Annotated in this window: 23 protein-coding genes and 1 tRNA gene; 11 read left to right on the top strand and 13 right to left on the bottom strand. The window is 69.1% G+C overall.

Annotated elements, in window-relative coordinates; genetic code table 11:
* Positions 1-48: 48 nt before the first annotated feature.
* The 3 genes from ACEXOR_RS03855 to ACEXOR_RS03845 form a co-directional block, all read right to left on the bottom strand.
* The gene (locus ACEXOR_RS03855; protein WP_374848071.1) at positions 49-543 is read right to left on the bottom strand and encodes an HNH endonuclease; all 495 of its coding nucleotides are present in this window, start codon (positions 541-543) and stop codon (positions 49-51) included.
* 349 nt (positions 544-892) lie between these two features.
* Positions 893-1,903 (bottom strand): C40 family peptidase, encoded by a 1,011-nt coding sequence (locus tag ACEXOR_RS03850; protein ID WP_374848070.1) that lies wholly within the window; start codon positions 1,901-1,903, stop codon positions 893-895.
* 227 nt (positions 1,904-2,130) lie between these two features.
* On the bottom strand, positions 2,131-2,823 hold the full coding sequence (locus ACEXOR_RS03845) for an iron-dependent transcriptional repressor DtxR (RefSeq protein WP_374848069.1): 693 nt from the start codon (positions 2,821-2,823) through the stop codon (positions 2,131-2,133).
* 97 nt (positions 2,824-2,920) lie between these two features.
* Here ACEXOR_RS03845 and serC point away from each other — a divergent pair, with 97 nt between their 5' ends.
* On the top strand, positions 2,921-4,039 hold the full coding sequence (gene serC / locus ACEXOR_RS03840; protein WP_374848068.1) for a phosphoserine transaminase: 1,119 nt from the start codon (positions 2,921-2,923) through the stop codon (positions 4,037-4,039).
* A gap of 116 nt (positions 4,040-4,155) precedes the next feature.
* Here the strand turns inward: serC and ACEXOR_RS03835 are convergent, their stop codons facing one another.
* Together ACEXOR_RS03835 and ACEXOR_RS03830 are read right to left on the bottom strand one after the other, a co-directional pair.
* Complete coding sequence (locus ACEXOR_RS03835; RefSeq protein WP_374848067.1) at positions 4,156-5,046, bottom strand: DUF3027 domain-containing protein; 891 nt, start codon at positions 5,044-5,046, stop codon at positions 4,156-4,158.
* Positions 5,046-5,426, bottom strand: a complete 381-nt coding sequence (locus tag ACEXOR_RS03830) for a cold-shock protein (RefSeq protein ID WP_374848066.1) — start codon at positions 5,424-5,426, stop codon at positions 5,046-5,048. The genes ACEXOR_RS03835 and ACEXOR_RS03830 overlap by 1 nt, the downstream gene beginning before the upstream one ends.
* Positions 5,427-5,502: 76 nt before the next feature.
* Here ACEXOR_RS03830 and ACEXOR_RS03825 point away from each other — a divergent pair, with 76 nt between their 5' ends.
* The 5 genes from ACEXOR_RS03825 (at position 5,503) to ACEXOR_RS03805 (ending at position 11,862) form a co-directional block, all read left to right on the top strand.
* Positions 5,503-5,766 (top strand): hypothetical protein, encoded by a 264-nt coding sequence (locus ACEXOR_RS03825; protein ID WP_374848065.1) that lies wholly within the window; start codon positions 5,503-5,505, stop codon positions 5,764-5,766.
* Entirely contained in the window at positions 5,763-7,634 is a 1,872-nt protein-coding gene (locus tag ACEXOR_RS03820; protein WP_374848064.1) for a helicase-associated domain-containing protein, read from the top strand. The genes ACEXOR_RS03825 and ACEXOR_RS03820 overlap by 4 nt, the downstream gene beginning before the upstream one ends.
* A 48-nt stretch (positions 7,635-7,682) precedes the next feature.
* Positions 7,683-9,317 carry a DNA repair helicase XPB gene (locus ACEXOR_RS03815; RefSeq protein ID WP_374848063.1) on the top strand — a complete coding sequence of 545 codons (1,635 nt, stop codon included), beginning with the start codon at positions 7,683-7,685 and terminating at the stop codon, positions 9,315-9,317.
* A 90-nt stretch (positions 9,318-9,407) separates the two neighbouring features.
* On the top strand, positions 9,408-10,097 hold the full coding sequence (locus ACEXOR_RS03810; protein WP_066040896.1) for a response regulator transcription factor: 690 nt from the start codon (positions 9,408-9,410) through the stop codon (positions 10,095-10,097).
* 13 nt (positions 10,098-10,110) lie between these two features.
* Positions 10,111-11,862: a HAMP domain-containing sensor histidine kinase gene (locus ACEXOR_RS03805; RefSeq protein WP_374848062.1), complete on the top strand. Its 1,752-nt coding sequence runs from the start codon at positions 10,111-10,113 to the stop codon at positions 11,860-11,862.
* Positions 11,863-12,042: 180 nt separating this feature from the next.
* Here the strand turns inward: ACEXOR_RS03805 and groL are convergent, their stop codons facing one another.
* The 5 genes from groL to ACEXOR_RS03780 form a co-directional block, all read right to left on the bottom strand.
* On the bottom strand, positions 12,043-13,662 hold the full coding sequence (groL, locus tag ACEXOR_RS03800) for a chaperonin GroEL (protein WP_374848061.1): 1,620 nt from the start codon (positions 13,660-13,662) through the stop codon (positions 12,043-12,045).
* A 141-nt stretch (positions 13,663-13,803) separates the two neighbouring features.
* Positions 13,804-14,856 (bottom strand): DUF3048 domain-containing protein, encoded by a 1,053-nt coding sequence (locus ACEXOR_RS03795; protein ID WP_374848060.1) that lies wholly within the window; start codon positions 14,854-14,856, stop codon positions 13,804-13,806.
* Positions 14,857-14,887: 31 nt separating this feature from the next.
* Complete coding sequence (locus tag ACEXOR_RS03790; RefSeq protein ID WP_374848059.1) at positions 14,888-15,091, bottom strand: cold-shock protein; 204 nt, start codon at positions 15,089-15,091, stop codon at positions 14,888-14,890.
* Between the two features lie 193 nt (positions 15,092-15,284).
* Entirely contained in the window at positions 15,285-15,890 is a 606-nt protein-coding gene (locus tag ACEXOR_RS03785) for a LytR C-terminal domain-containing protein (protein WP_374848058.1), read from the bottom strand.
* A 17-nt stretch (positions 15,891-15,907) separates the two neighbouring features.
* Complete coding sequence (locus ACEXOR_RS03780; protein ID WP_374848057.1) at positions 15,908-16,159, bottom strand: DUF3263 domain-containing protein; 252 nt, start codon at positions 16,157-16,159, stop codon at positions 15,908-15,910.
* A 170-nt stretch (positions 16,160-16,329) separates the two neighbouring features.
* Here ACEXOR_RS03780 and msrB point away from each other — a divergent pair, with 170 nt between their 5' ends.
* From msrB to ACEXOR_RS03765, 3 genes are all read left to right on the top strand, one after another.
* The gene (gene msrB, locus ACEXOR_RS03775; RefSeq protein WP_374848056.1) at positions 16,330-16,731 is read left to right on the top strand and encodes a peptide-methionine (R)-S-oxide reductase MsrB; all 402 of its coding nucleotides are present in this window, start codon (positions 16,330-16,332) and stop codon (positions 16,729-16,731) included.
* A gap of 2 nt (positions 16,732-16,733) precedes the next feature.
* Positions 16,734-17,285 (top strand): nitroreductase family protein, encoded by a 552-nt coding sequence (locus tag ACEXOR_RS03770; protein ID WP_374848055.1) that lies wholly within the window; start codon positions 16,734-16,736, stop codon positions 17,283-17,285.
* Positions 17,286-17,413: 128 nt separating this feature from the next.
* Complete coding sequence (locus tag ACEXOR_RS03765; protein WP_374848429.1) at positions 17,414-18,616, top strand: MFS transporter; 1,203 nt, start codon at positions 17,414-17,416, stop codon at positions 18,614-18,616.
* Positions 18,617-18,636: 20 nt separating this feature from the next.
* Here the strand turns inward: ACEXOR_RS03765 and ACEXOR_RS03760 are convergent, their stop codons facing one another.
* The 3 genes from ACEXOR_RS03760 to ACEXOR_RS03750 form a co-directional block, all read right to left on the bottom strand.
* A complete protein-coding gene (locus ACEXOR_RS03760; protein WP_374848054.1) occupies positions 18,637-18,813 on the bottom strand; it encodes a multidrug transporter in 177 nt (58 codons plus the stop codon).
* A 58-nt stretch (positions 18,814-18,871) separates the two neighbouring features.
* Positions 18,872-18,947: transfer RNA gene (locus ACEXOR_RS03755), tRNA-Thr, on the bottom strand.
* A gap of 70 nt (positions 18,948-19,017) precedes the next feature.
* Positions 19,018-19,926, bottom strand: a complete 909-nt coding sequence (locus ACEXOR_RS03750; protein WP_374848053.1) for a DsbA family protein — start codon at positions 19,924-19,926, stop codon at positions 19,018-19,020.
* A gap of 242 nt (positions 19,927-20,168) precedes the next feature.
* On the opposite strand from ACEXOR_RS03750, the gene ACEXOR_RS03745 reads away from it, so the two are divergent.
* Positions 20,169-21,269: an ABC transporter ATP-binding protein gene (locus ACEXOR_RS03745; protein ID WP_374848052.1), complete on the top strand. Its 1,101-nt coding sequence runs from the start codon at positions 20,169-20,171 to the stop codon at positions 21,267-21,269.
* Between the two features lie 4 nt (positions 21,270-21,273).
* Positions 21,274-22,566 (top strand): DUF4032 domain-containing protein, encoded by a 1,293-nt coding sequence (locus ACEXOR_RS03740; protein WP_374848051.1) that lies wholly within the window; start codon positions 21,274-21,276, stop codon positions 22,564-22,566.
* The last annotated feature ends 68 nt before the right edge of the window (positions 22,567-22,634 follow it).

Below are 22,634 nucleotides of genomic sequence, written 5' to 3'. Positions count from 1 at the left end.
TCGACGTCGCCGTGCGGGCGCGGGAGAGATCCGGGGCCCGCACGGCACTCACGCCGCGATCAGGAACGGGTCCCACTCGGGTTCGGTGCGCTCCGCACCCTTGATGGTCCAACCCGCCTGATGCGGCATCCGGGGCGAGACCCGCAACGACCAGCCCATCTCGGCCGGTGTGCGATCACCCTTGATGTTGTTGCAACGCAGGCAGCACGCCACCAGGTTCTCCCAGGTGTCCTTGCCTCCGCGCGAGCGCGGGTGCACGTGGTCGATGGTGGTGGCGGATGCGCCGCAGTAGCCGCAGCGCTGCCCGTCACGGCGAAGCACGCCCCGCCTCGACACCGGCATCATCCGGTTGGTGGGAACCCGCACGTAGCGGGTGAGCAGGATGACCGCGGGTCGGTCGAACTCCTCATGGATGCCGAGCACCGGATGCTCGGCGTCGCTCGCCAGCACCCGCGCCTTGTCGTTCATCACGAGCACCAGGGCCCGTTTGAACGACACGACTCCGAGCGGTTCAAATCCTGCGTTGAGTACCAGTGTTCGCATGCTCTCCCTTTCGAACACACCTGGACGGCTTCCAGGTGTCCGACCTGCATCCGTTCGACGACGAACCGAGAAGACGGGTGGGCAACAAAAAAGGCGCCGTCACAATGACAGCGCCTTACTCACAGAGCTCGATATCTGGCTCTGACTCAGCCCACTCGTGTGCCGGCGCACGCGGAGCACGAGGCGATCCGTGGTGGGGATGCTCCTGCCCTGCGTCATCTGGCTCTCCTGGTGTGTGTGGCGAACAGAGCCCCAGATTACGACAGAATCGGCGCACCACCTACAGGTGATACGCCGATTCGGCTGCCGGTAACGAAGTGTTTACACGTTCGTCGGCGACGCGGGAGGGTTAGACGATCCGCACGAAGTAGTAGCTGCCCCAGAGCGGACGGTGCTCCACGTAGCGGCCCCAGTCGGGCGAGTCGATCGATCCACCGGCACCGTCGTAGATGCCCACGTGGCCGATGGGCCAGATGATGAGGTCGCCGGCCTGAGCATCGGCGGGTGAGATCGGGATGCCCATGGCGGCCTGGTTGCTCACCACACGCGGCAGGTAGATGCCGAACTGGCCGAACACGTACTGGGTGAGTCCGTCGCAGCCGAAGCTGGTGTCGGGGCTCGCTCCGCTGCCGTAGGGAACCTTGCCCACGAACTGCTCGGCGTACGCCACCACAGCGGCACCGCTATAGGCGCCCGACGGCGGGTTGACGGTGAACGGGCTGTTCGCGGCGCTGGTCTCGGTGTCGGCGGATGCGGCAGCCGATGCTGCGGCGGCCTCGCGAGCCGCGGCGGCTTCGGTGGCGGCCACGGCGGCAGCCGCGCGATCCCGGCTGGCCTGCAGGTCTTCGGGGGTGGGTGCGGTGTAGTTGTCGCGGCTCACGGCCAGTGCGGCCGAGGCATCCGGCACCACCAGGGTCTGGTTGCCCGACAGCTCGCCGTCGGTGGCGACACCGGCGTCGAAGCTGCCGCCACCGCCGAAGGCGTAGGCGGGCAGGGCCATGGTGGCCACGAGCGCGGCGGCGAAGGTCATCACCACGGCGCGCACGGCGTTCTTCTTCGTGGGGCGCGAGATGCGGGGGCGGCGAACGGCCGGCAGGCGCGTGGCCAGGGCGGCGGGCGCCTTGACCTCGAGCGCCGTCACCGCGGCCTTCGCCTCGGCCGACGGAGCGGCCACGGCGAGCACGAGCTCCTTCGAGGGAGCGTCGGCCGCGGAAGCGGCCTGTGCGGCCGGCGTCTTCGCTGCCGCAGCTTCCTCCGCCCGGCGCAACTCACGCCGGGTCAGCGGAGCGGAGGGGGTGGAAGAGCTGTTCAGTCTTTCGGGGTTCTGCTCTGATGCGAGCGAATCACCAAGTGGGGCCAAGATCTAGTCCTCCGGCACCTCACGCAGCCAAAGAAAGCTGCTCCCGTCCACACCGAGTTCCGTGTGCCGTCAGCGACCAAGAGACGGGAGTGCGAGGTGTCTTGGCCCGTGTCCGCCACTATTCGGGAGTCGGCGGACTCGTAAGACGATACGGGAGGGTTCGGGCTTTGTCACTTCAGAAAGGCCCTTTTTAACATTTTGGTAACGCCGATGCGGCGGGGAGGGGCTCAGATGCCAACGAATATGTGGCTTGCGACCTCATTGGGCAGTTCGATCCCCTCGGCGAAACCTTCAACCTCGACCAGAACGTAGGAACCCGCCGACGTGAACGCGGCGCTGTTCCCCGGAACCACGCCCGCCTGCTTGAGCTGCAGCAGAAGCTCGGGGTCGACCTGAGCCGGTTCGCCGAGGCGCCGGATGATCTTCGTCTGCGGGCCCACGGCTCCGTGCACCAGCGTGACGATGTTCACGACGCCCTTGGTGAAGGGGATCGACGCCTCTTCGCCGAACTGGTCGAGCCCGGGAATCGGGTTGCCGTACGGGGACTCGGTCGGGTGGTCGAGCATGTCCAGGATGCGCAGTTCGACCTGCTCGCTCATCACGTGCTCCCAGCGGCAGGCCTCGTCGTGCACCAGCTCCCACTCGAGACCGATCACGTCGCTCAGCAGGCGCTCGGCCAGGCGGTGCTTACGCATCACCGAGATGGCCTTCTTGCGGCCGAGCTCGGTGAGCTCGAGATGACGGTCGAGCGACACCACCACCAGGCCGTCCCGCTCCATGCGCCCGACGGTCTGCGACACGGTAGGGCCCGAGTGACCGAGGCGCTCCGAGATGCGGGCGCGCAGCGGATTGATGTTCTCCTCCTCGAGTTCGAGGATGGTGCGGAGATACATCTCGGTGGTGTCGATGAGATCTGCCAAGTGATTTTCTCCCTGCGCACGTGTGAGGCGTACCTAACCCAGCCTACTGTTCCGCCACGGCATCGAGGCGGTCACCCGCGTCGATACTATGGTCTGCATGGCCGAGATCCAGATTCCCACCGACCGACTGCCCGTTGACGGACGCTTCGGCTGCGGCCCGTCGAAGGTGCGGCCCGGCCAGCTCGAAGACCTCGTGACGCGAGGCGCCTCCCTGCTGGGCACGAGCCACCGGCAGGCGCCCGTGAAGAACCTCGTCGGCTCGGTGCGCGACGGTCTCTCGTCGCTGTTCTCGCTGCCCGAGGGGTACGAGGTCGTGCTCGGCAACGGCGGCTCGACCGCGTTCTGGGATGCGGCGTCGTTCGGGCTCATCCAGAAGCGCGCCGAGAACCTGTCGTTCGGTGAGTTCGGCTCCAAGTTCGCGGCCGCGGCCGGTGCGCCGTGGCTCGAGACGCCCCACGTGGTGAAGTCGGAAGCCGGCTCCCGGGGCGAGATCGAGGTGCTGGAGGGCGTGGACGTGTACGCCTGGCCGCACAACGAGACTTCGACGGGCGTGATGGCGCCGGTGAAGCGCGTGCACGGCGATGCCGGAGCCCTCACCGTGGTCGACGCCACGAGCGCGGCGGGCGGAATCGACTTCGACGCCGCCGAGGCCGACGTCTACTACTTCGCTCCGCAGAAGAACTTCGCCTCGGATGGCGGGCTCTGGTTCGCCCTCATGTCGCCGGCGGCACTCGAGCGGGTCGAGACGGTCGCGTCATCCGGTCGCTACATCCCCGAGTTCTTGAGCCTGAAGAACGCGGTCGACAACTCGCGCCTGAACCAGACCCTGAACACGCCTGCCATCGCGACCCTCGTGATGCTCGACGACCAGGTGTCGTGGATCAACGGCAACGGCGGCCTGGCCTGGGCCTCGGCCCGCACCACCGAGTCGTCGTCGGCGCTGTACGAGTGGGCCGAGGGCGTCTCGTACGCCCGGCCGTTCGTGGCCGAGCCGTCGCACCGCTCACAGGTGGTCGTCACCATCGACTTCGACGACGACGTGGATGCCGCAGCGGTCGCGAAGGTGCTGCGTCAGAACGGCATCGTCGACACCGAGCCCTACCGCAAGCTCGGCCGCAACCAGCTGCGCGTGGCGACGTTCGTGGCCATCGAGCCGTCCGACGTGAAGCAGCTCATCGCCTCGATCGAGTACGTGGTGGAGTCGCTCGCCTCCTGACCCACCCTCCCGGGCTCCCCGGTCGGGTGAACGCTCGGCACCCCCGCGACTCGTCCCATTCGGGCGCGAAACGGGGGTTTTCCGCGCGATTCGGGACGAGTCGCGCGGGTGGCGGGTCACCAGCGGCGGCGGGCGGGGCCTTCGGCGTGGGGGTCGTCGGGGTCTTCGTCGTCGTCTTCGTAGCCGTCGTCGTCATCGTCATCGTCATCGTCATCGTCGGATGCGTCGGTGTCAGAGGTGTCGGCGTCGAAGGTGGCGGTGTCGAGGGCTGCGGCCGACTCGAGGTCGGCGTCGTCGGAGATGTGCTCGTCGATGTCGGCGACGTCGTCGTCGAGGTCGAGATCCTCGTCGGAGTCGTCATCGTCGTCGAGGTCGGAGTCGTCATCCGAATCGTCGTCGAGGTCATCGTCGTCGTCCGACTCGTCATCGTCGTCGGAGTCGTCGTCATCGAGGTCGTCGTCCTCCGAGACCAGCTCGCCGGCGGCCTGCGCCGCGGCCAGCTCCTGCGCCAACTGGTACTCGGCGAGGCGCTCCGACCACGGCACCCAGTCGGGCGCGATCAACGCGCCCTCACCCGGGAGCATCTCGATCTCGAGCACCGAAGGCTCGGCGGAATCGTCGATGCGGGCCATCGTCACGGTCCAGTGCCAGCCCGGGTAGCCGCGCAGCTTCGAGGCGAAGTGCAGGCTCAGCACGTGATCCTCTTCGGCCCGGTGCCCGATCACCTCGCCGATGCTCGACCCGGGAGTGATCTCCTTCAGCGCCGCCCGGGCGACACCCGCCGCGGCCAGCAGCACCTCGTCGACCACGGGCTCGGGCTTCGCAGCCTCGGCCGAGGCGACGACATCCGTCACCTCGACGAGCTCCACGTTCGCCGCGTCGACTGCCGCTGCCGCCTCACCCTCCGGCACCTCGACGACGTCGAAGTCGATCTCCACAGCGTCACCCGACGTGGGCACGCCGACGACCTCGACGGCCGACGCATCCGCCGCCCGATCCTCAGGCATCACGCGTCCAGCTCGTCGGCGACCTTGCGCAGCAGGGCCGCGATCTTGCGGCTGTGGGCGTTGTCGGGGTAGCGGCCCCGCTTGAGGTTTCCGCCGATGGAGTCGAGCACCTTCACCAGGTCTTCGACGATCACGGCCATGTCATCCGCGGGCTTCCGCGACATCTTCACCAGGCTCGGCGGAGCCTCGATCACCCGCACCGAGAGTGCCTGGGCGCCCCGCTTGCCGTCGGCGATGCCGAACTCGAGCTTGGCGCCTGCCTTCACGGAGGTGCCGGCCGGAAGCGCCGACGCGTGCAGGAACACCTCTTGGCCGTCATCGGTGCTGATGAAGCCGAAGCCCTTCTCGTCGTCGTAGAACTTGACCTTGCCGGTGGGCATTGCATCTCCTCGTGTAAACGGGCTCGAATACCGCTCGAACCGACTACCAGCCTACCGGTGCCGGTATCCTCGGACTGTGAGTGATGCCGAGAACACCCCGCCGAGCCGAGTGCAGCGTTCGCTGACGTTCATGATCGCGGCGGTCATCGGCCTGTCGGTGCTGGCGTTCATCGCCATCCTGATCGGTCTGGCCACGCACACGCTCGACTACGACCAGCAGGTCTGGCAGATCATCTACTTCGTGCCGTACTTCGGGCTGCCCATCGGGTTCCTGCTCATCTTCGTGCTGTTGATCATCAGCATCCGCCGCCGCCGGCAGGATGCCCGCGGGAGTCGATGAGCGATCCGCTCCCCCTCGTCCGTCGGCTCGGCCGCCTCGACGACGACGCGCTGACCACCCTGCTGGTGGCGCGTCAAGCCGCGCCCCGCGAACTGCGTGACTTCTTCGACCTCGCCGAGGCACTGCTCGAGCCGGCGTCTGTCAGGCAGGCCCTCCGAACCCTCCCGCGCGGCGCTCTCGAGCAGCTCGCCGACGGCTCAGCACCCGAGGCGGGGGCCGAGCTCCTCGAGCTCGCCCTGCTGATCCCGGATGCGGCCGGCACCCCCACGGTGCCCGTCTCGGTGGCCGACACCGCCCGCGCGGTGCTCGCCGAGCATCCGGTGGCCGACGCCCGGCCCGCTGACGACGATCGCCGGGCCGCGGAGCTGCCCGACTCCCTCGTCGGCACGGCCCGCGAGCGCGCTTTCACCGCCATCTCGGCCGTGGCCGAACTCGTGCAGCAGCTGCGACTCGCACCCGCCAGGGTGCGGGCCCGAGGTGGAGTCACGGTGGCCGAGGAGAAGCGACTCGCACCCGCCCTCTCGGTTCCCACCTCCTCGGTGGGCCCGCTCGTGCAGGTCGCCGAGGCCGCCGGGCTCGTCGCCGTCGACGGCGAGGAGTTGCTCTCGACCGAGGCCGCCGACGCCTGGAGCGCCCTCTCCCCCGGCGGGCGGTGGCTCGCCCTCGCCGAGGCCTGGCTCGATGCCCTCGACTCCCCGTTGCCCGCCCATCTCCGCGCCGTCCGGCGCACCGACGCCGCGGCGCTCGTCGACGCCTATCCCGCGGCCGACGAGTCACTGCACACGAGCCTGATCGAGGCCGCCGAGCGCGGCGAGCTGCTCGGCGTGTGGGCTGCGGGTCGCCTCACGGCATTCGGCCGGGCCCTCTTCCTGGCCACGGGCGCCGAGGCGCTCGACACCGAGCTGCCCCCTGAGGTCGACCGCGTCTATCTGCAGCACGACCTGTCGCTGATCGCACCCGGCCCCCTCTCCCCCGCCCTCGACGCACGCCTCCGGCTCCTGGCCGACCTCGAGAACCACGGCGTCGCCTCGGCCTACCGCGTCTCGCAGCAGACCATCGATCGTGCGCTCTCCTCGGGCGAGACCGAGCAGTCACTGCGCGCCTTCCTCGAGCAGCTCTCACTCACCGGCATCCCGCAGGCGGTCGACTACCTGCTCGGTGAGGGCGCCCGCCGCCACGGCCTGGTGCGGGTGCGCGAGCGGGCCGAGTACGACCGCGTCTTCGACGACGGCACTCGCACCATGGTGTCGAGCGACGACGCAGGGGTGCTCGCCGCCCTGGCCGCCGACCAGGCGCTCTCGGCGCTGGCCCTCCGTCCCGCCGGTGCGGCGACGCTCACCACCCGGGCTGCCCCCGCTGCCGCGTACTGGCTGCTGCTCGACGCCCGCTACCCCGTTCTCGCCGAGGACGCCTCGGGGGCCGAGCTCGTGATGAGGCGGGCCCGCGTGCTGGCCGCACCACCCGCGGAGCGCCCGGCATCCGCCACCACCCCCGCCGTGACCGACCTCGTGCTGCGGCTGCGCGACGCCGCCCGCCGCTCGGCCGGGGGCGCTCCTGCCGGCCGCACCACCGCCCCCGGCGATGAGCCCACCGCCGAGGGACCGGCCACTGCCGCGGACACCGCGGCCACCGACGCCGCCGACGCGGCCGACGCCGACGCCCGCGCCTGGACGGCCCGCCGCCTCGACCGCGCCGTTCGCGCCCGCACGCCCGTGTCGATCGAGGTGCGCATGCCCGACGGCGGAACCACCCGGCTCGACGTGGTTCCGCTGAGCCTCGCGAACGGCCGGCTCCGGGTCTCCGACGAGCGGGCGGGCGTGGAACGCACGGTGCCCGTGGCGAACATCGTCGACCTCTCGGCTCTCTGACAGGCGGGCGCGACCGACTCCGCCCCTGCCCACGTAGACTCAACGGTTATGCCCGACGGCCCTCTCATCGTTCAAAGCGACCGCACCGTACTGCTCGAAGTGGCGCATCCCGACGCCGAATCGGCCCGCCACGAACTCGCGGTGTTCGCCGAACTCGAGCGTGCGCCCGAGCACATCCACACCTACCGCATCACCCGGCTGGGGCTCTGGAACGCGCGTGCCGCCGGCCACTCGGCCGACGAGATCCTGGCGACGCTCGAGAGCTATTCGAAGTTCGCGGTGCCGCAGTCGGTGACCATGGAGATCGTCGAGACCATCGGCCGCTACGGCAAGCTCGTGATCGAGCGGCGGCCAGAGGGCGAGCTCACCCTGCGATCGACGGATGCGGCGGTGCTGACCGAGATCACCCGCGCCAAGAAGGTGGCCCCGCTGCTCACCGTCAAGAACGACGACGGCACCTGGAGCATCGAGCAGTGGGCCCGCGGGCAGCTCAAGCAGGAGTTGATCAAGCTCGGCTGGCCCGCCGACGATCTCGCGGGATTCACCCCCGGCACCCCGCACGCGATCGAGCTCGACGAGTCGACCTGGCACCTGCGCGACTACCAGCAGCAGGCGGTGGCGAACTTCGCCGAGCACGGCTCGGGCGTGGTGGTGCTGCCGTGCGGCGCCGGCAAGACGCTCGTGGGCGCGGGCGCGATGGCCGCCGTGAAGACGAACACGCTCATCCTCGTCACCAACACGGTCTCGGCGCGCCAGTGGCGGGCCGAGCTGCTGAAGCGCACCAGCCTCACCGAAGACGAGATCGGCGAGTACTCGGGCCAGGTCAAAGAGGTGAAGCCCGTCACCATCGCCACCTACCAGATCCTCACCGCCAAGCGCGGCGGCGCGTACGCGCACCTCGAACTGCTCGACGCCCTCGACTGGGGCCTTGTGGTGTACGACGAGGTGCACCTGCTGCCGGCGCCGGTGTTCAAGCTCACCGCCGACCTGCAGGCCCGCCGGCGCCTCGGCCTCACGGCCACGCTGGTGCGGGAGGACGGCCGCGAGTCCGACGTGTTCAGCCTCATCGGCCCCAAGCGCTTCGACGCCCCGTGGAAGGAGATCGAGGCCCAGGGCTACATCTCCCCCGCCGAGTGCTTCGAGGTGCGGGTCGACCTCCCGTTCGAGGAGCGCATGGCGTACGCCGCGGCAGCCGACGACGAGCGCTACCGGATGGCGGCGACCGCCCCCGCCAAGCTCGATGCCACGCGCCGTCTGATCGAGCGTCACCGGGGTGAGCGCATCCTGGTGATCGGTCAGTACCTCGATCAGCTCGAGCAGCTCTCCGAGTCGCTCGGCGCGCCGCAGATCACCGGGGCGACCCCGGTGCCCGAGCGCGAGCGGCTGTTCCAGGCCTTCCGCGACGGCGAGGAGAAGATCCTCGTGGTGTCGAAGGTGGCGAACTTCTCCATCGACCTGCCCGAGGCGAGCGTGGCCATCCAGGTCTCCGGTTCGTTCGGCTCACGACAGGAGGAGGCCCAGCGTCTCGGTCGGCTGCTGCGGCCGAAGGAGTCGGGCCTCACCGCCAGCTTCTACACGCTGGTGGCCCGTGACACGGTCGATCAGGAGTTCGCGCAGAACCGCCAGCGGTTCCTCGCCGAGCAGGGGTACGCGTACTCCATCGTCGACGCGGTGGCCGCGTAGCGAGCGACGCTGGGGCCGCGTAGCGACCTGATCGAGACCGTGCCGCCAGCTCCCAGGTTGCACCCAGCGAACCCGCAGAGAATAGTCCGCATGACCGGTCCTCGCATCCTGATCGTCGACGACGAACCCAACATCCGCGACCTGCTCACCACGAGCCTCCGCTTCGCCGGCTTCGCCGTGCGTGCGGTGAGCAACGGTGCGCAGACCATCTCGGCGGTGCTCGAAGAAGAGCCCGACCTCATCATCCTCGACGTGATGCTGCCCGACATGAACGGCTTCGGCGTCACCAAGCGACTGCGGGCGGCGGGCTACACGGCCCCCATCCTCTTCCTCACCGCGAAAGACGACACCGAGGACAAGATCACCGGCCTCACCGTCGGCGGCGACGACTACGTCACGAAGCCCTTCAGCCTCGACGAGATCGTGGCGCGCATCAAGGCCATCCTCCGTCGCACCATGCAGGCCGACGAAGACGCCATCATCCGCGCCGGCGAGCTCACCATGGACCAGGACACGCACGAGGTCTTCGTGGGCGACACAGCGATCGAGCTCTCCCCCACCGAGTTCAAGCTGCTGCGCTACCTCATGCTCAACCCCAACCGCGTGCTGTCGAAGGCGCAGATCCTCGACCACGTGTGGGAGTACGACTTCAACGGCGACGCCGGCATCGTGGAGAGCTACATCTCCTACCTGCGCCGCAAGCTCGACGCCCACACCGAGGAGTCGCTCATCCAGACCAAGCGCGGCTTCGGGTACATGCTGAAGGTGAGCAAGGCGTAGCCTTTCCCTCGACATGCACGCCATCCTGAGGCAGTGGAATTCGATCTCCCTGCGCACGAAGATCACCGGCGTCACCGTTCTGATGCTGACCTTCGGGCTCGTGGTCTCGGGCGTGGGCACGATGGTGGTGCTGCGCACGTACCTGCTGCAGCAGGTCGACTCGCAGCTCGATCAGGCGAGCAAGGATCCGTCGCCGTTCCTCGGGCCTGACGCGTCGACGAACGAGTTCAACATCCAGGACATCACCTCGGCACCGACCGACTACTTCGTGGCTCTGCTGGATGCCGACGGAAACCGCATCGTCAGCAACTGGAGCGACGCCGACCCCGACACCATGCCGGCCGCCACGGTCGACCTCGAGACGGCGAACGAGCTCGGCGGAAAGGTGTTCACGGTCGACTCGATCGACCACGGCGCCGAGTGGCATGCCGTGGCCACCACGGTCTACCTCTTCGGGGGCGACGGCTTCGGCACGGTCGTGATCGCGAAGTCGCTGGTGGAGACCGAGAAGACCACGGCCACCTACCTCTCCATCTTCCTGGCGTTCGGCATCGGTGTGGTCATCCTCGGGGCCATGCTCACGAGGTTGCTGGTCACCTCCACGTTCGGACCGCTGCGCGAGGTCGAGCGCACGGCGGCCGCCATCGCCGACGGCGGGGACTTCAGCCGCCGCATGTCCGACGCCACCCCCGAGACCGAGGTGGGCCGGCTCAACCGGTCGCTCAACACCATGCTCTCCCGCATCGACAGTGCCTTCGCCGACCGCGCGCGCACCATCGATCAGATGCGCCGTTTCGTGGGCGACGCCTCGCACGAGCTCCGCACCCCGCTCGTGTCGGTGCGCGGCTATGCCGAGCTGTACCGCATGGGTGCGCTGCAGACCCCCGACGACGTGGCCCAGGCGATGGAGCGCATCGAGAAAGAGGCCATCCGGATGGGCACGCTGGTCGAAGACCTGCTCGAGCTCGCCCGGCTCGACGAGACGCGCCCGCTGCAGCTGGCGCCCGTCGACCTCGTTCCCCTCACGCTCGATGCGGCGTCGGATGCCCGGGCCGCCAGCCCGGGGCGCGAGGTCTCGGTGCTCACGCCGCAGGGCGCCTCCGAGGTGCCCTTCGCCCCGGTGCTCGAAGGGGCGGTGCCCGGCGACGGCGCCGCGCCCGACGGCGGGGTACCGGCCACCGGCGCCATCGACGTTCAGGACGGCGCGAAGCCCAAGCGCTCGGTGTCCACGTCGACCCGCCCTGTGACGTTCGCGAACGCGGCGATGGCGCGCCTGCGCCGCCGGCCCAAGGGGCCGACGGGCGCAGAAGGCGAGGTCGGCGCATCCCTCGCCCCGGCACCTCCCGGGAGCGGCTTCACCGGCGAGATCGAGTTGCTGACGCCGCCGCGTGCGCTCGTGCTGGCCGAGGAGAACAAGATCCGCCAGGTCATCGCGAACCTCATCGGCAACGCTCTGAGATTCACCGACGGCGACAGCCCGATCGAGCTCGTGGTGCAGGTCGACGAGGCGGCCGGTGTCGCGACCGTCGACATCGTCGACCACGGAGCAGGAATCCCGCCGCAGATCCGGGAGAAGATCTTCCAGCGCTTCTACCGCGCCGACTCCTCGCGTACGCGCGAGACCGGCGGCAGCGGCCTGGGGCTGGCCATCGTGTCGTCGATCGTTGCGGCGCACCACGGCCACGTGGAGGCCCTGGAGACCCCGGGCGGCGGCGCCACCTTCCGCGTCACCCTCCCCCTCATGCCCACCCCCACCTCAGCCTGACCCGCCCCTCCCCCGCCGGGAGCGACGGACTTCTCCCCTGATGCCGGGCAACGACGGATGCCTGCTCCGTCGTTCTCGCGAAACTCCGTCGTTCGGGGCGCCGGCCCCCGAACGAACGGGTGCGAACGCCGAAGGGCGGCCCCCGGAGGGACCGCCCTTGGCGTTGGTACAGCGTGCGGACTAGAAGTCCATGCCACCCGTGGGGTCGCCGGCCGGAGCCGGGTTCTTCTCGGGCTTCTCGGCCACGACGACCTCGGTGGTGAGGAACAGACCGGCGATCGACGCGGCGTTCTGCAGCGCCGAGCGGGTGACCTTGGCCGGGTCGATGATGCCGGCGGCCAGAAGGTCGACGTACTCACCGGTGGCGGCGTTCAGGCCCCAGCCGTAGTCGAGGTCGCGCACCTTGGCGGCGACGACACCCGGCTCCATGCCGGCGTTGAAGGCGATCTGCTTCAGGGGCGCCTCGATGGCGACCTTGACGATGTTCGCACCCGTCGCCTCGTCACCGACGAGATCGAGGTTCGCGAACGCGGTCTTGCCGGCCTGGATGAGGGCGACGCCACCACCGGCGACGATGCCCTCTTCGACGGCGGCCTTCGCGTTGCGCACGGCGTCTTCGATGCGGTGCTTGCGCTCCTTCAGCTCCACCTCGGTGGCGGCACCGGCCTTGATGACCGCGACACCGCCGGCGAGCTTGGCGAGACGCTCCTGGAGCTTCTCACGGTCGTAGTCGCTGTCGGTGTTCTCGATCTCGGCACGGATCTGCGCCACGCGACCGGCGATGGCGTCGGCATCGCCGGCACCCTCGACGATGGTGGTCTCATCCTTGGTGATGACGACCTTGCGGGCCTGACCGAGCAGGTCGAGGGTGACGTTCTCGAGCTTGAGACCGACCTCCTCGGAGATGACCTGGCCACCGGTGAGGATCGCGATGTCCTGCAGCTGAGCCTTACGACGATCTCCGAAGCCGGGAGCCTTGACGGCGACCGACTTGAAGATGCCGCGGATCTTGTTCACGACGAGCGTGGCCAGGGCCTCGCCGTCGACGTCCTCCGCGATGATGAGGAGCTGCTTGCCGGTCTGGATGACCTTGTCGACGATCGGCAGCAGGTCTTTGATGTTCGAGACCTTCGAGTTCACGATCAGGATGTAGGGGTCTTCGAAGACCGCTTCCTGGCGCTCGGGGTCGGTCACGAAGTAGGCCGACAGGTAGCCCTTGTCGAAGCGCATGCCCTCGGTGAGCTCGAGCTCGGTGCCGAAGGTGTTCGACTCCTCGACGGTGACGACGCCTTCCTTGCCCACCTTGTCGATGGCCTCGGCGATGATCGCGCCGATCTCGGGGTCGGCGGCCGAGATGGAAGCGGTCGCAGCGATCTCTTCCTTGGTCTCGATCTCTTTGGCGTTCTTGATCAGCTCGGCGGAGACGGCGGCGACGGCCTTCTCGATGCCCTTCTTGAGGCTGATGGGGTCGGCACCGGCGGCCACGTTGCGGAGGCCCTCCTTGACGAGCGCCTGAGCGAGAACGGTCGCGGTGGTGGTTCCGTCACCCGCGACGTCGTCGGTCTTCTTGGCGACCTCCTTGACGAGCTCGGCACCGATCTTCTCGTACGGGTCGTCGAGCTCGATCTCCTTGGCGATGGACACGCCGTCGTTGGTGATCGTGGGGGCGCCCCACTTCTTCTCGAGGACGACGTTGCGGCCGCGCGGGCCAAGCGTCACCTTGACGGCGTCGGCGAGCGTGTTCAGTCCACGCTCAAGGCCGCGGCGGGCCTCTTCATCGAAAGCAATGATCTTTGCCATGTGTGTTTCTCGTCCTCCCTGGACGTCATCAAAGATTCAGGTGTTAGCACTCGATGTTGCTGAGTGCTAAATCAATATTGGCACTCGCGGTGGCCGAGTGCAAGTGAGGCGGCACCGGCTGCGAGCGAACGGATGCCGGACTCAGGCGGAGGGCGCGACCACGGTGACGTCGCCCGAGAGCGGCACGAGCTCCACCCAAGTGGCTCCTGGTGCGAGCAGCACCGCCGCGCCCTGATCGTCGGCCAGCCGGATCGGCGAGGCCGCGGCATCCTTCGACCACGTGGCGTGCACCGTGCGGCCGCCCGTCGACACCCAGGCCTCGCCCGAGGCGACGAGCACGGCCCGGGGAACCTCCGCGTCGTAGTCGTAGACCTCGTCCACCCGCAGGGTCACGACGTTGGTGGCCGCGAGCTGTGCCTGCTGGGCGTCGAGGTCGGGCGAGCCCTCCTGCGAGCGCAGGAAGGCTCCGGCCGTCTCGTCCCAGCTCCACGAGGGGTACCGCGCATCCGAGAAGACCAGGTCGAGAGAGCTGGTGGGAGTGCCGGCGACGCCGGCTGTCGAGTCGGCTGCACCGGTGGAGTAGTCGAACTGCTGGGTCGGCGCCTCGAGCCCGCGATGCTCGGCCACGAGCTCCGCCGCCCGCGCCATCACGTCGTGCGGGCTCTCGCGGTCGTCGGCACGGAAGAAGGTGTCGTCGGTGCCGTCGTCGCCGTGCACCGCGTTGAACACCGGGGTGTCGCGCATCATCTCGACGAACTGCTCCTGGCCCCCGGAGTACGCCACGATGCCGCCGAGGGGCGAGATGATGTCGGGATCCATCGGCCGGATCGACCGCACGGGGCCGATCAGGTCGGGCACATCCGACTGCCACACCGCCACGTAGCGCGTGAGCCCGCCCTCGACGAGCTCCTCGAACACGATGTCGGCACGCTCGAGACCGAGCTGCGGTCGGGCGTCTTCGTGGTTGTCGATCTTCGCGGCCAGCGACGGGCCGGATGTCGTGCCGGCCGCGACGGGGGTGCCGCGCAACGGAGCCGTGGCAGGCTCCTCGACGGGGACGACCGTGGCAGCGGCCGATGTCTCGACCGGCCCGGGATCACCGCCGACCAGCGAGCACCCGGTGAGGGCGAGCGCGCACGCCAGCAACAGCGTTCCTGAGGCGGCGCGCGCGGCACGCCGTCGTGATCTCTGCACCCGCTCAGGATAGCGAGGGGTGCCGGTTCGACTACGCGAGGCGCACGGACTCGGCCTGCGGACCCTTCGACCCGGTACCGACCTCGAACACGACCGCCTGGCCCTCTTCGAGGACCTTGTAACCCGCCATGTCGATCGCCGAGTAGTGCACGAACACGTCTTGCCCGCCGTCGTCGACGGTGATGAAGCCGTAGCCCTTTTCAGCGTTGAACCACTTCACGGTTCCGTTCGCCATTGTTACTCCCAAGTGCTGTGTTTCAGTCGCGACGTGTTCGCCGCGGCTGATTCCAGATACTAATGAACGGCGAACCGTCGAAACCGGCCTAGGGCGCGAATTCAACAGATCGTGACCGCAACTCAACACAGCGGAAACACGCGCGAAATAATGGGCGCCGGATGCGCGGCGGACGGCCCGCAGGAGGGCTCGGCTACTCGACCGGGGCCTCGTCGACCGGGGTCTCCTCCACGGGGGCCGACTCGGTGAGGCCGGGGCCGGCGTAGTCGGTGCCGAGCACGGCGGTGAGGTCGGCGCCGGGGTAGGACGCGTTGAGCTCCGTGGGCACCCCGCCGAGCAGCTGCGCGAGCCCCAGGGCCGCGGCCTCGTTCGCCGCGTCGGCGTAGTAGACCGTGGTGGTGGGGAAGTCGGTGGAGGTGGCGTTGGCGCGGGAACCGATGTTCCAGCCGGCCGCCGCCGCGGCGTCTCCGACGCGGGTGGCGAGACCGACGTTGTCGGTGCCGTTCAGGATGGTGACCGACTTGGTTCCGTCGGTGACCGGAGTGACGGCCGGAGCCTCGGTGGCGGTGTCGGTGGGAACCGCCGTGGCGGAACTGCCGCCCGCGACATCCGTGAACTGGTTGCGGTCGTCGATCACCGCGAGGTAGATCACACCGGCGGCCACGAGCAGGGCGGTGGCCAGCGCGGCCCAGGCGAGCACCCGCCAGCCACGGCCTCGCGGCACGGGGCCGCGGTGCGCGCCCACGCGACCGGAGTCGGCGGGCAGACGGTCGAAGCTGTCCTCGGGAAAACGTGGCATGGGAGCGGCGTGGGTTTCTAGTCGTCGCGCGACAGCAACCGCGCCGAACGCGCGGCCAGGCGCGCATCGCGCACCCGCTGAAGCCTCTTGATGAGCATCGGATCGTGGGCGAGAGCGGCTGGGGAGTCGATCAGCGCACCGAGAAGTTGATAGTAGCGGGCCGAGGAGAGGCCGAAGGTCTTGCGGATGGCCTGTTCCTTCGCGCCGGCGTGACGCCACCAGCTGCGTTCGAAGCCGAGGATGCGGATGTCGCGCTCGGTGAGCTCCATTCGGTGTCCTCTCCTGTCGAATGTGCCGTCATCCTATTGCCGGCCGCCTTGGCGATAGCCGAACGGCACACCCCGAGAGCGAACGCCGACCGCCGCGCCCGGGGCGGCTGTCAGACTCTCCTGGAATGATCGTTCGCGATCACGACGACCCGACGCATCCCAGGAGCAGCATGAGCTACGAGGTTTACAAGTCCGACGACGAGTGGCAGAGCGAGCTCTCGCCCGAGGAGTTCGCGGTGCTGCGACAGGCCGCCACCGAGCGCCCGTGGACGGGTGAGCTGCTCGAGGAGGACCGCGAGGGCGTCTACCGCTGCAAGGCCTGCTCGGCCGAGCTCTTCCGCAGCACCACGAAGTTCGATTCGCACTGCGGCTGGCCGAGCTTCTACGACGCCTCCGACTCCACGGCGGTGGAGCTCATCGAAGACCGCTCGCTCGGCATGCTGCGCACCGAGGTGCGCTGCGCCCGCTGCGGCTCACACCTCGGCCACCTCTTCGACGATGCTCCGCAGACGCCCACCGGCGACCGGTACTGCATGAACTCCGTCTCCCTCACCTTCGACGCGGCGGAGTAGACGTGGCCGGGGTACGGGAGGCGATGCTGGCTCGGCGCTCGTCGTCGAAGGTGACGGATGCGGCGCCCACGCCCGCCCAGGTGGCTGCGGCCGTCGAGGCGGCCGGCCAGCTCGCCGATCACAGCGGACTGCGGCCGTGGCGCGTGATCGAGATCCGCGGCGACGCGCGCGACCGGCTGGGGCGTGGCCTCGCCAAGGCCGACGGGGTGAAGGGCGAGCACGCGGGCAAGTACGTGGCGAGAGCGCACCGCGCCCCGCTGGTGCTCGCGGTGGTGGTGTCGTTCCGCAAGAAGCACAAGGTTCCCGAGTGGGAGCAAGAGGCCGTGGCCTCCGGCGTGGCCCACGGGCTCTCGCTCGTGCTCGACGACGAGGGTTGGGGCGTATTCTGGCGCACCGGTGAGCTCACGCGCACGAAGGCGGTGCGCAAGGCCCACGATCTCGGCAAGCACGAGGAGCTGCTCGGCTGGCTCTATGTGGGAGGCCTGCCGGAGCGCGGTCGCAAGGCGCGCGCGAAGAGCCGCATCCGGGTCGCGGAGCACCTCTCGGCGCTCTGACCGCCGGGGGCCGCGCCGGCCGGCCCGAGTCGGCCTACGCTTGAGGCACTGTGACTGAACTGGACCGCACTCCAGTCGACGACGACTCCCACACCTCCGTACGTGACTCCGGCGCCGGGCCGGAGCTCATCGAGGTGCCCGCGGTTCGTCGGTGGCTGGCCATCATCGCCCTCGCCCTCGGCGGCTTCGGCATCGGGGTGACCGAATTCGTCACCATGGGGTTGCTGCCCAACATCGCGGCCGACCTGCTGCCTCAGCAGTACGCGGTCGACTCGGCGGGGGCGAACGCGAACGCCGGGCTGCTCGTGTCGGCCTACGCCCTGGGTGTGGTGGTGGGCGCTCCCACCATCGCCGCGGCGGCCGCGCGCTGGCCCCGCAAACGCCTGCTGCTCGTTCTCGTGGCCGTGTTCGTGGTGGGCAACCTGCTTTCGGCCGTGCTGCCGTCGTTCGGGCTCGTGCTCGCCGCCCGCTTCGTGAGCGCCCTTCCGCACGGCGCCTACTTCGGCATCGCCTCGCTCGTGGCGGCATCGCTGGTGGGCCCCGAGAAGCGCGCCCGCGGCGTGGCGTTCGTGCTGTCGGGGCTCACCATCGCGAACGTGGTGGGCGTGCCGTTCGGCACGTTCCTCGGCCAGAACTTCGGATGGCGCAGCGCCTATCTGCTGGTGGGCGTGATCTTCGCCGTCACGTTGGTGGCCATCGCGCTCACGGTGCCGTTCCGGCCGGGCGACCCTTCGGCCACCATGCGCAACGAGCTCAGCGCCTTCACGCGTCTGCAGGTCTGGTTGACGCTGCTGGTGGGCTCGGTGGGGTTCGGCGGCGTCTTCGCCGTGTACACCTACGTCGCGCCGGTGGTGACCGACGTCACGCACCGCGAGGAGGGCTTCGTGCCCTGGGTGCTCGTGTCGTTCGGCATCGGCATGACCATCGGCAACGCCATGGCCGGGTGGCTCACCGACCGCTCGGTGAAACGCTCGCTCGTGATCGGCCTCGTGGGCACGGGCGTGTCGGTGCTCGCCTTCGCGCTGTTCTCCGGCAGCCCGGTGGGCATCATCGTGTCGATCTTCTTCGTCGGCGCGTTCGCCGGGTCGTGCTCTCCGGCCATTCAGACCCGGCTGATGGATGTCTCGCACAACGCCCAGTCGATCGCGGCCGCGCTGAACCACTCGTCGCTCAACATCGGCAACACGCTGGGGGCGTTCCTCGGCGGCGTCGTGATCGCCGCGGGGCTCGGGTACACCGCACCGGCGTTCGTGGGCGTGGGCCTCGCGGCCCTCGGCCTCGTGGTGCTGCTGGTGTCGTTCGCGGTCGACCGCTCACGCGCACAGCGCTGACGGGGCGAGACGGGCCGGCCTCAGAGCAGGTCGGGGTCGGCTCCCGGCCGGAACTCGGCGTCGTCGCGCACGTCGATGCGCTTGTGGCCCTCGTCGGTGGTGGACACCTCGATGCGCGGCGCCGCGTCGGCCTCCGTCGAACCGGGGGCGCTGGTGAGCTGGTCGTGCCGCTTCTCGGCATCTGAACGTTCCTGCATGCCCTCAGTCAACCCCGCCCACCGGATGCCCGCACGCCTGAAGAACCACACGTCGAAGTGGGGCCGGCCACGGGACTCGAACCCGTAACCCCCGCTTTACAAGAGCGGTGCGCTACCAATTGCGCCAGGCCGGCTGGGTGGAACCACCCCATTGTAGCCAGAAGGCCGCCCCGGATCGGGGCGGCCTCGAGGCGTGACTCCGGCTCAGCCGGCAGCGGGCGTGGGGGTCGGGGTGGCGGTGGAGTACGCCTCGCCCGAGACCTGCACCACGAACGCGCTGAACGCATCCGGGTCGGTGAGCGAACCGGTGTACTTCTCGCCGTTCACCAGCACGGTCGGGGTGCCGGTGACCTTCGCCTCGTCGGTGTCGGGGAGGGGGCCTGCGAGAGCACGGGAGGTCGCATCCGCCACCCATCCGCGGAACTGGGTGTCGTCGATGCACGACTCGATGTCGGACTGCGCCGTGACGCCGGCCTGGCTCGCCAGGTCTTTCAGCGTCGCGTCGTCGAGGCCCTCGGTGTTCTCGGTGGGCTGGTTCTGGAACAGCAGCGAGTTGTACTGCCAGTACTGGTCGGGCGAGTAGTTCGCCACGCAGGCCGCCGCGTTGGCCGCACGGGTGGAGTACTTGGTGCCGAGCGACGAGCGGTCGAGGATGGAGAGCGGGTGGATCTCGACGGTGGCGGCTCCCGACTGCACCCACTCCCCCAGCTGGGTGTTGTTCGTGGCCTCGAACTGGCCGCAGTACGGGCACATGTAGTCGAGGTACACGCGGATGTCGACGACGCCGGAGGCCGGGTCGGTGGTGCTCGGCACCGGGTCTTCGCCGGCGGCGAGCGCCGGAGTGGTCTCGGCCACGAAGCCGGTGGAGATCTGGATGCCGTCGCTGGCCATGTTGGCCGGGCCGGGGCCGGCGGGCTTGATGGTCGACACGATCACCAGGGCCACACCCACGATGATCGCGATCACGACGACGCTGAGCGAGGAGATGAGGACGACGCGGTTGCGCACCTCTTTCTTGCGCTGCTCTTCGCGCAGCAGCTTCGCCTTCTCGCGGGCCGCTTCGCGACGCTGGTTCTTCGACTGGCGAGAATCGCCGGATTCGCCGAGGGTCATGGGTGGTGTGCTCCGTGTGCTGGGTGACGTACAGAGGTCTGCCGGTGTACGGGCGCCGTCGAGCCCCTCAGGGCGACGACTTCACAAGGATAGTAGGAACCCAGTCTGAAAGATCGCCAGGCGGCGGCTGTATGCGGGCGCCGTGCGATAATGATGGGTGGACCCCCATCGACGAGGGTTCGAGTTCCATCCATCACAACGGATCGTCCGGCACGTACCTGCCGGTGAAGGAGAAGACGACCATGGCATCCGTCACGTTCGACAAAGCCACCCGCATCTACCCGGGCTCCACGCGCGCCTCGGTCGACAAGCTCGACCTCGAGGTCGCCGACGGCGAGTTCCTGGTGCTCGTCGGCCCCTCCGGCTGCGGAAAGTCCACCTCGCTGCGCATGCTCGCCGGTCTCGAAGAGGTCAACGAGGGCCGCATCCTGATCGGCGACCGCGACGTCACCGACATCCCGCCGAAAGACCGCGACATCGCGATGGTCTTCCAGAACTACGCGCTCTACCCGCACATGACCGTGGCCGAGAACATGGGCTTCGCGCTCAAGATCGCCGGCGTGGGCAAAGACGAGCGGGCCGCCCGCGTGCTCGAGGCCGCCAAGCTGCTCGACCTCGAGCCCTACCTGAGCCGCAAGCCCAAGGCGCTCTCCGGTGGTCAGCGTCAGCGCGTCGCGATGGGCCGCGCGATCGTCCGTCAGCCCCAGGTGTTCCTGATGGACGAGCCGCTGTCGAACCTCGACGCCAAGCTGCGCGTGCAGACCCGCACCCAGATCGCCTCGCTCCAGCGCCGCCTCGGCGTCACCACGGTCTACGTCACGCACGACCAGACCGAGGCGCTCACGATGGGCGACCGCATCGCCGTGCTGAAAGACGGCCTGCTGCAGCAGGTCGGCACCCCGCGCGACCTGTACGAGAAGCCCAACAACGTGTTCGTCGCGGGCTTCATCGGCTCGCCGGCCATGAACCTCTTCCACGCCGACCTCACCGACTCGGGCATCAAGTTCGGCACCTCCATCGTGCCGGTCGACCGTGAGACCCTCGCGAGCTCGTCGGGCACCAGCGCCACCATCGGCGTGCGCCCCGAAGACATCGTGCTCTCCTCCACCCCGGGCGAGGGCCTCGAGGTCACGGTCGACCTGATCGAGGAGCTCGGCGCCGACGGCTACCTCTACGGCCACTCCGAGATCGACGGCAAGCGCACCGACATCGTCACCCGCGTCGACGGCCGCTCGCACCCCTACGCCGGCGACAAGGTGTACCTCACGGCCGCTCCCGGCCACGTGCACCTGTTCGACCTCGAGTCGGGCGAGCGCCTCGGCAACAAGGCCGTGGTCAGCTAACCTCTTGGCCGGCTCCCTCTCCATCACCTCTGCCACGGTAGATCCGGGTCTCCTGGATCTACCGTGGCAGCAGCCTCTCGACGAATGGGCCGACGAGTACATCGCGGCCCTCCCCAAGGGCATCTCGCGTCACCTCGTGCGCTTCGCCCACCTCTCCGGTCACGTCATCGCCATCAAGGAGACGACGGATGAGATGGCCAAGCGCGAGTACGACATGCTGCGCACTCTGCAGCGTCTCGACGTGCCCTGCGTCGACCCGCTGGCGGTCATCACCAACCGCCACACCGACGACGGCGACGTGCTCAACTCGGCGCTCGTCACCCGGCACCTGAAGTTCTCGCTGCCCTACCGGGCGCTGTTCTCGCAGCAGCTGCGGCCCGACACGGCCACGCGTCTGGTCGACGCCCTGGCCGTGCTGCTCGTGCGCCTGCACGTGATCGGCTTCTTCTGGGGCGACGTGTCGCTCTCGAACACGCTGTTCCGCCGCGATGCGGGCGCGTTCGCCGCCTACCTGGTGGATGCGGAGACCGGTCAGCTCTATGAGGGCGGCCTGTCGAACGGGCAGCGCGAGAACGACCTGGAGATCGCCCGCGTGAACATCGCGGGCGAGCTGATGGACCTGGAGGCCGGCGGCCGCATCGACGAGGAGCTCGACCCCATCCGGGTGTCGAACGGCATCGTGGCGGCCTACCGCTCGCTCTGGAAGGAGCTCACCGGCTCCGAGTCGTTCAGCTCCTCCGAGCGCTGGCGCATCAACGAGCGGGTCGACCGGCTGAACGACCTCGGCTTCGACATCGAGGAACTCGCCATCAAGACCACCGAGGGCGGCACCACGGTGCGCATCCAGCCCAAGGTGGTGGATGCGGGGCACCACCAGCGCCGCCTGCTCCGGCTCACCGGGCTCGACGCCCAGGAGAACCAGGCCCGCCGTCTGCTCAACGACCTCGACTCGTACACCGCCAAGTACGGCCGCAAGACCTACGACGAGGAGATGCTCTCGCACGAGTGGCTCGCGAAGGTGTTCGAACCCGTCATCCGTGCCATCCCGCGCGATCTCAAGGGCAAGCTCGAGCCGGCGGAGATCTTCCACCAGTTGCTCGAGCACCGCTGGTACATGAGCCAGGCGCAGAACCGCGACGTGCCGCTGGCCGAGGCGCTGTCGTCGTACATCGACGACATCCTGCGCCACCGCCGCGACGAAGCGACCGTGATCGAGCCCCCCACGGGCACCATCACGCTCGCCATCCCGGTTCAGGATGCCCCGGCCGACGACGAGGACTGGCGCCTCAAGGTCTGACAGCTCCCCCGAGTTGGGGGGGGGGGGGGGGGGGGGGGGGGGGGGGGGGGGGGGGGGGGGGGGGGGGG

It is taken from the genome of Herbiconiux liangxiaofengii (assembly GCF_041927335.1).
Classification (GTDB): Bacteria; Actinomycetota; Actinomycetes; order Actinomycetales; family Microbacteriaceae; genus Herbiconiux; species Herbiconiux liangxiaofengii.
Note: the sequence above shows the minus strand (reverse complement) of the source record. Positions and strands in the feature narration are given on the sequence as shown.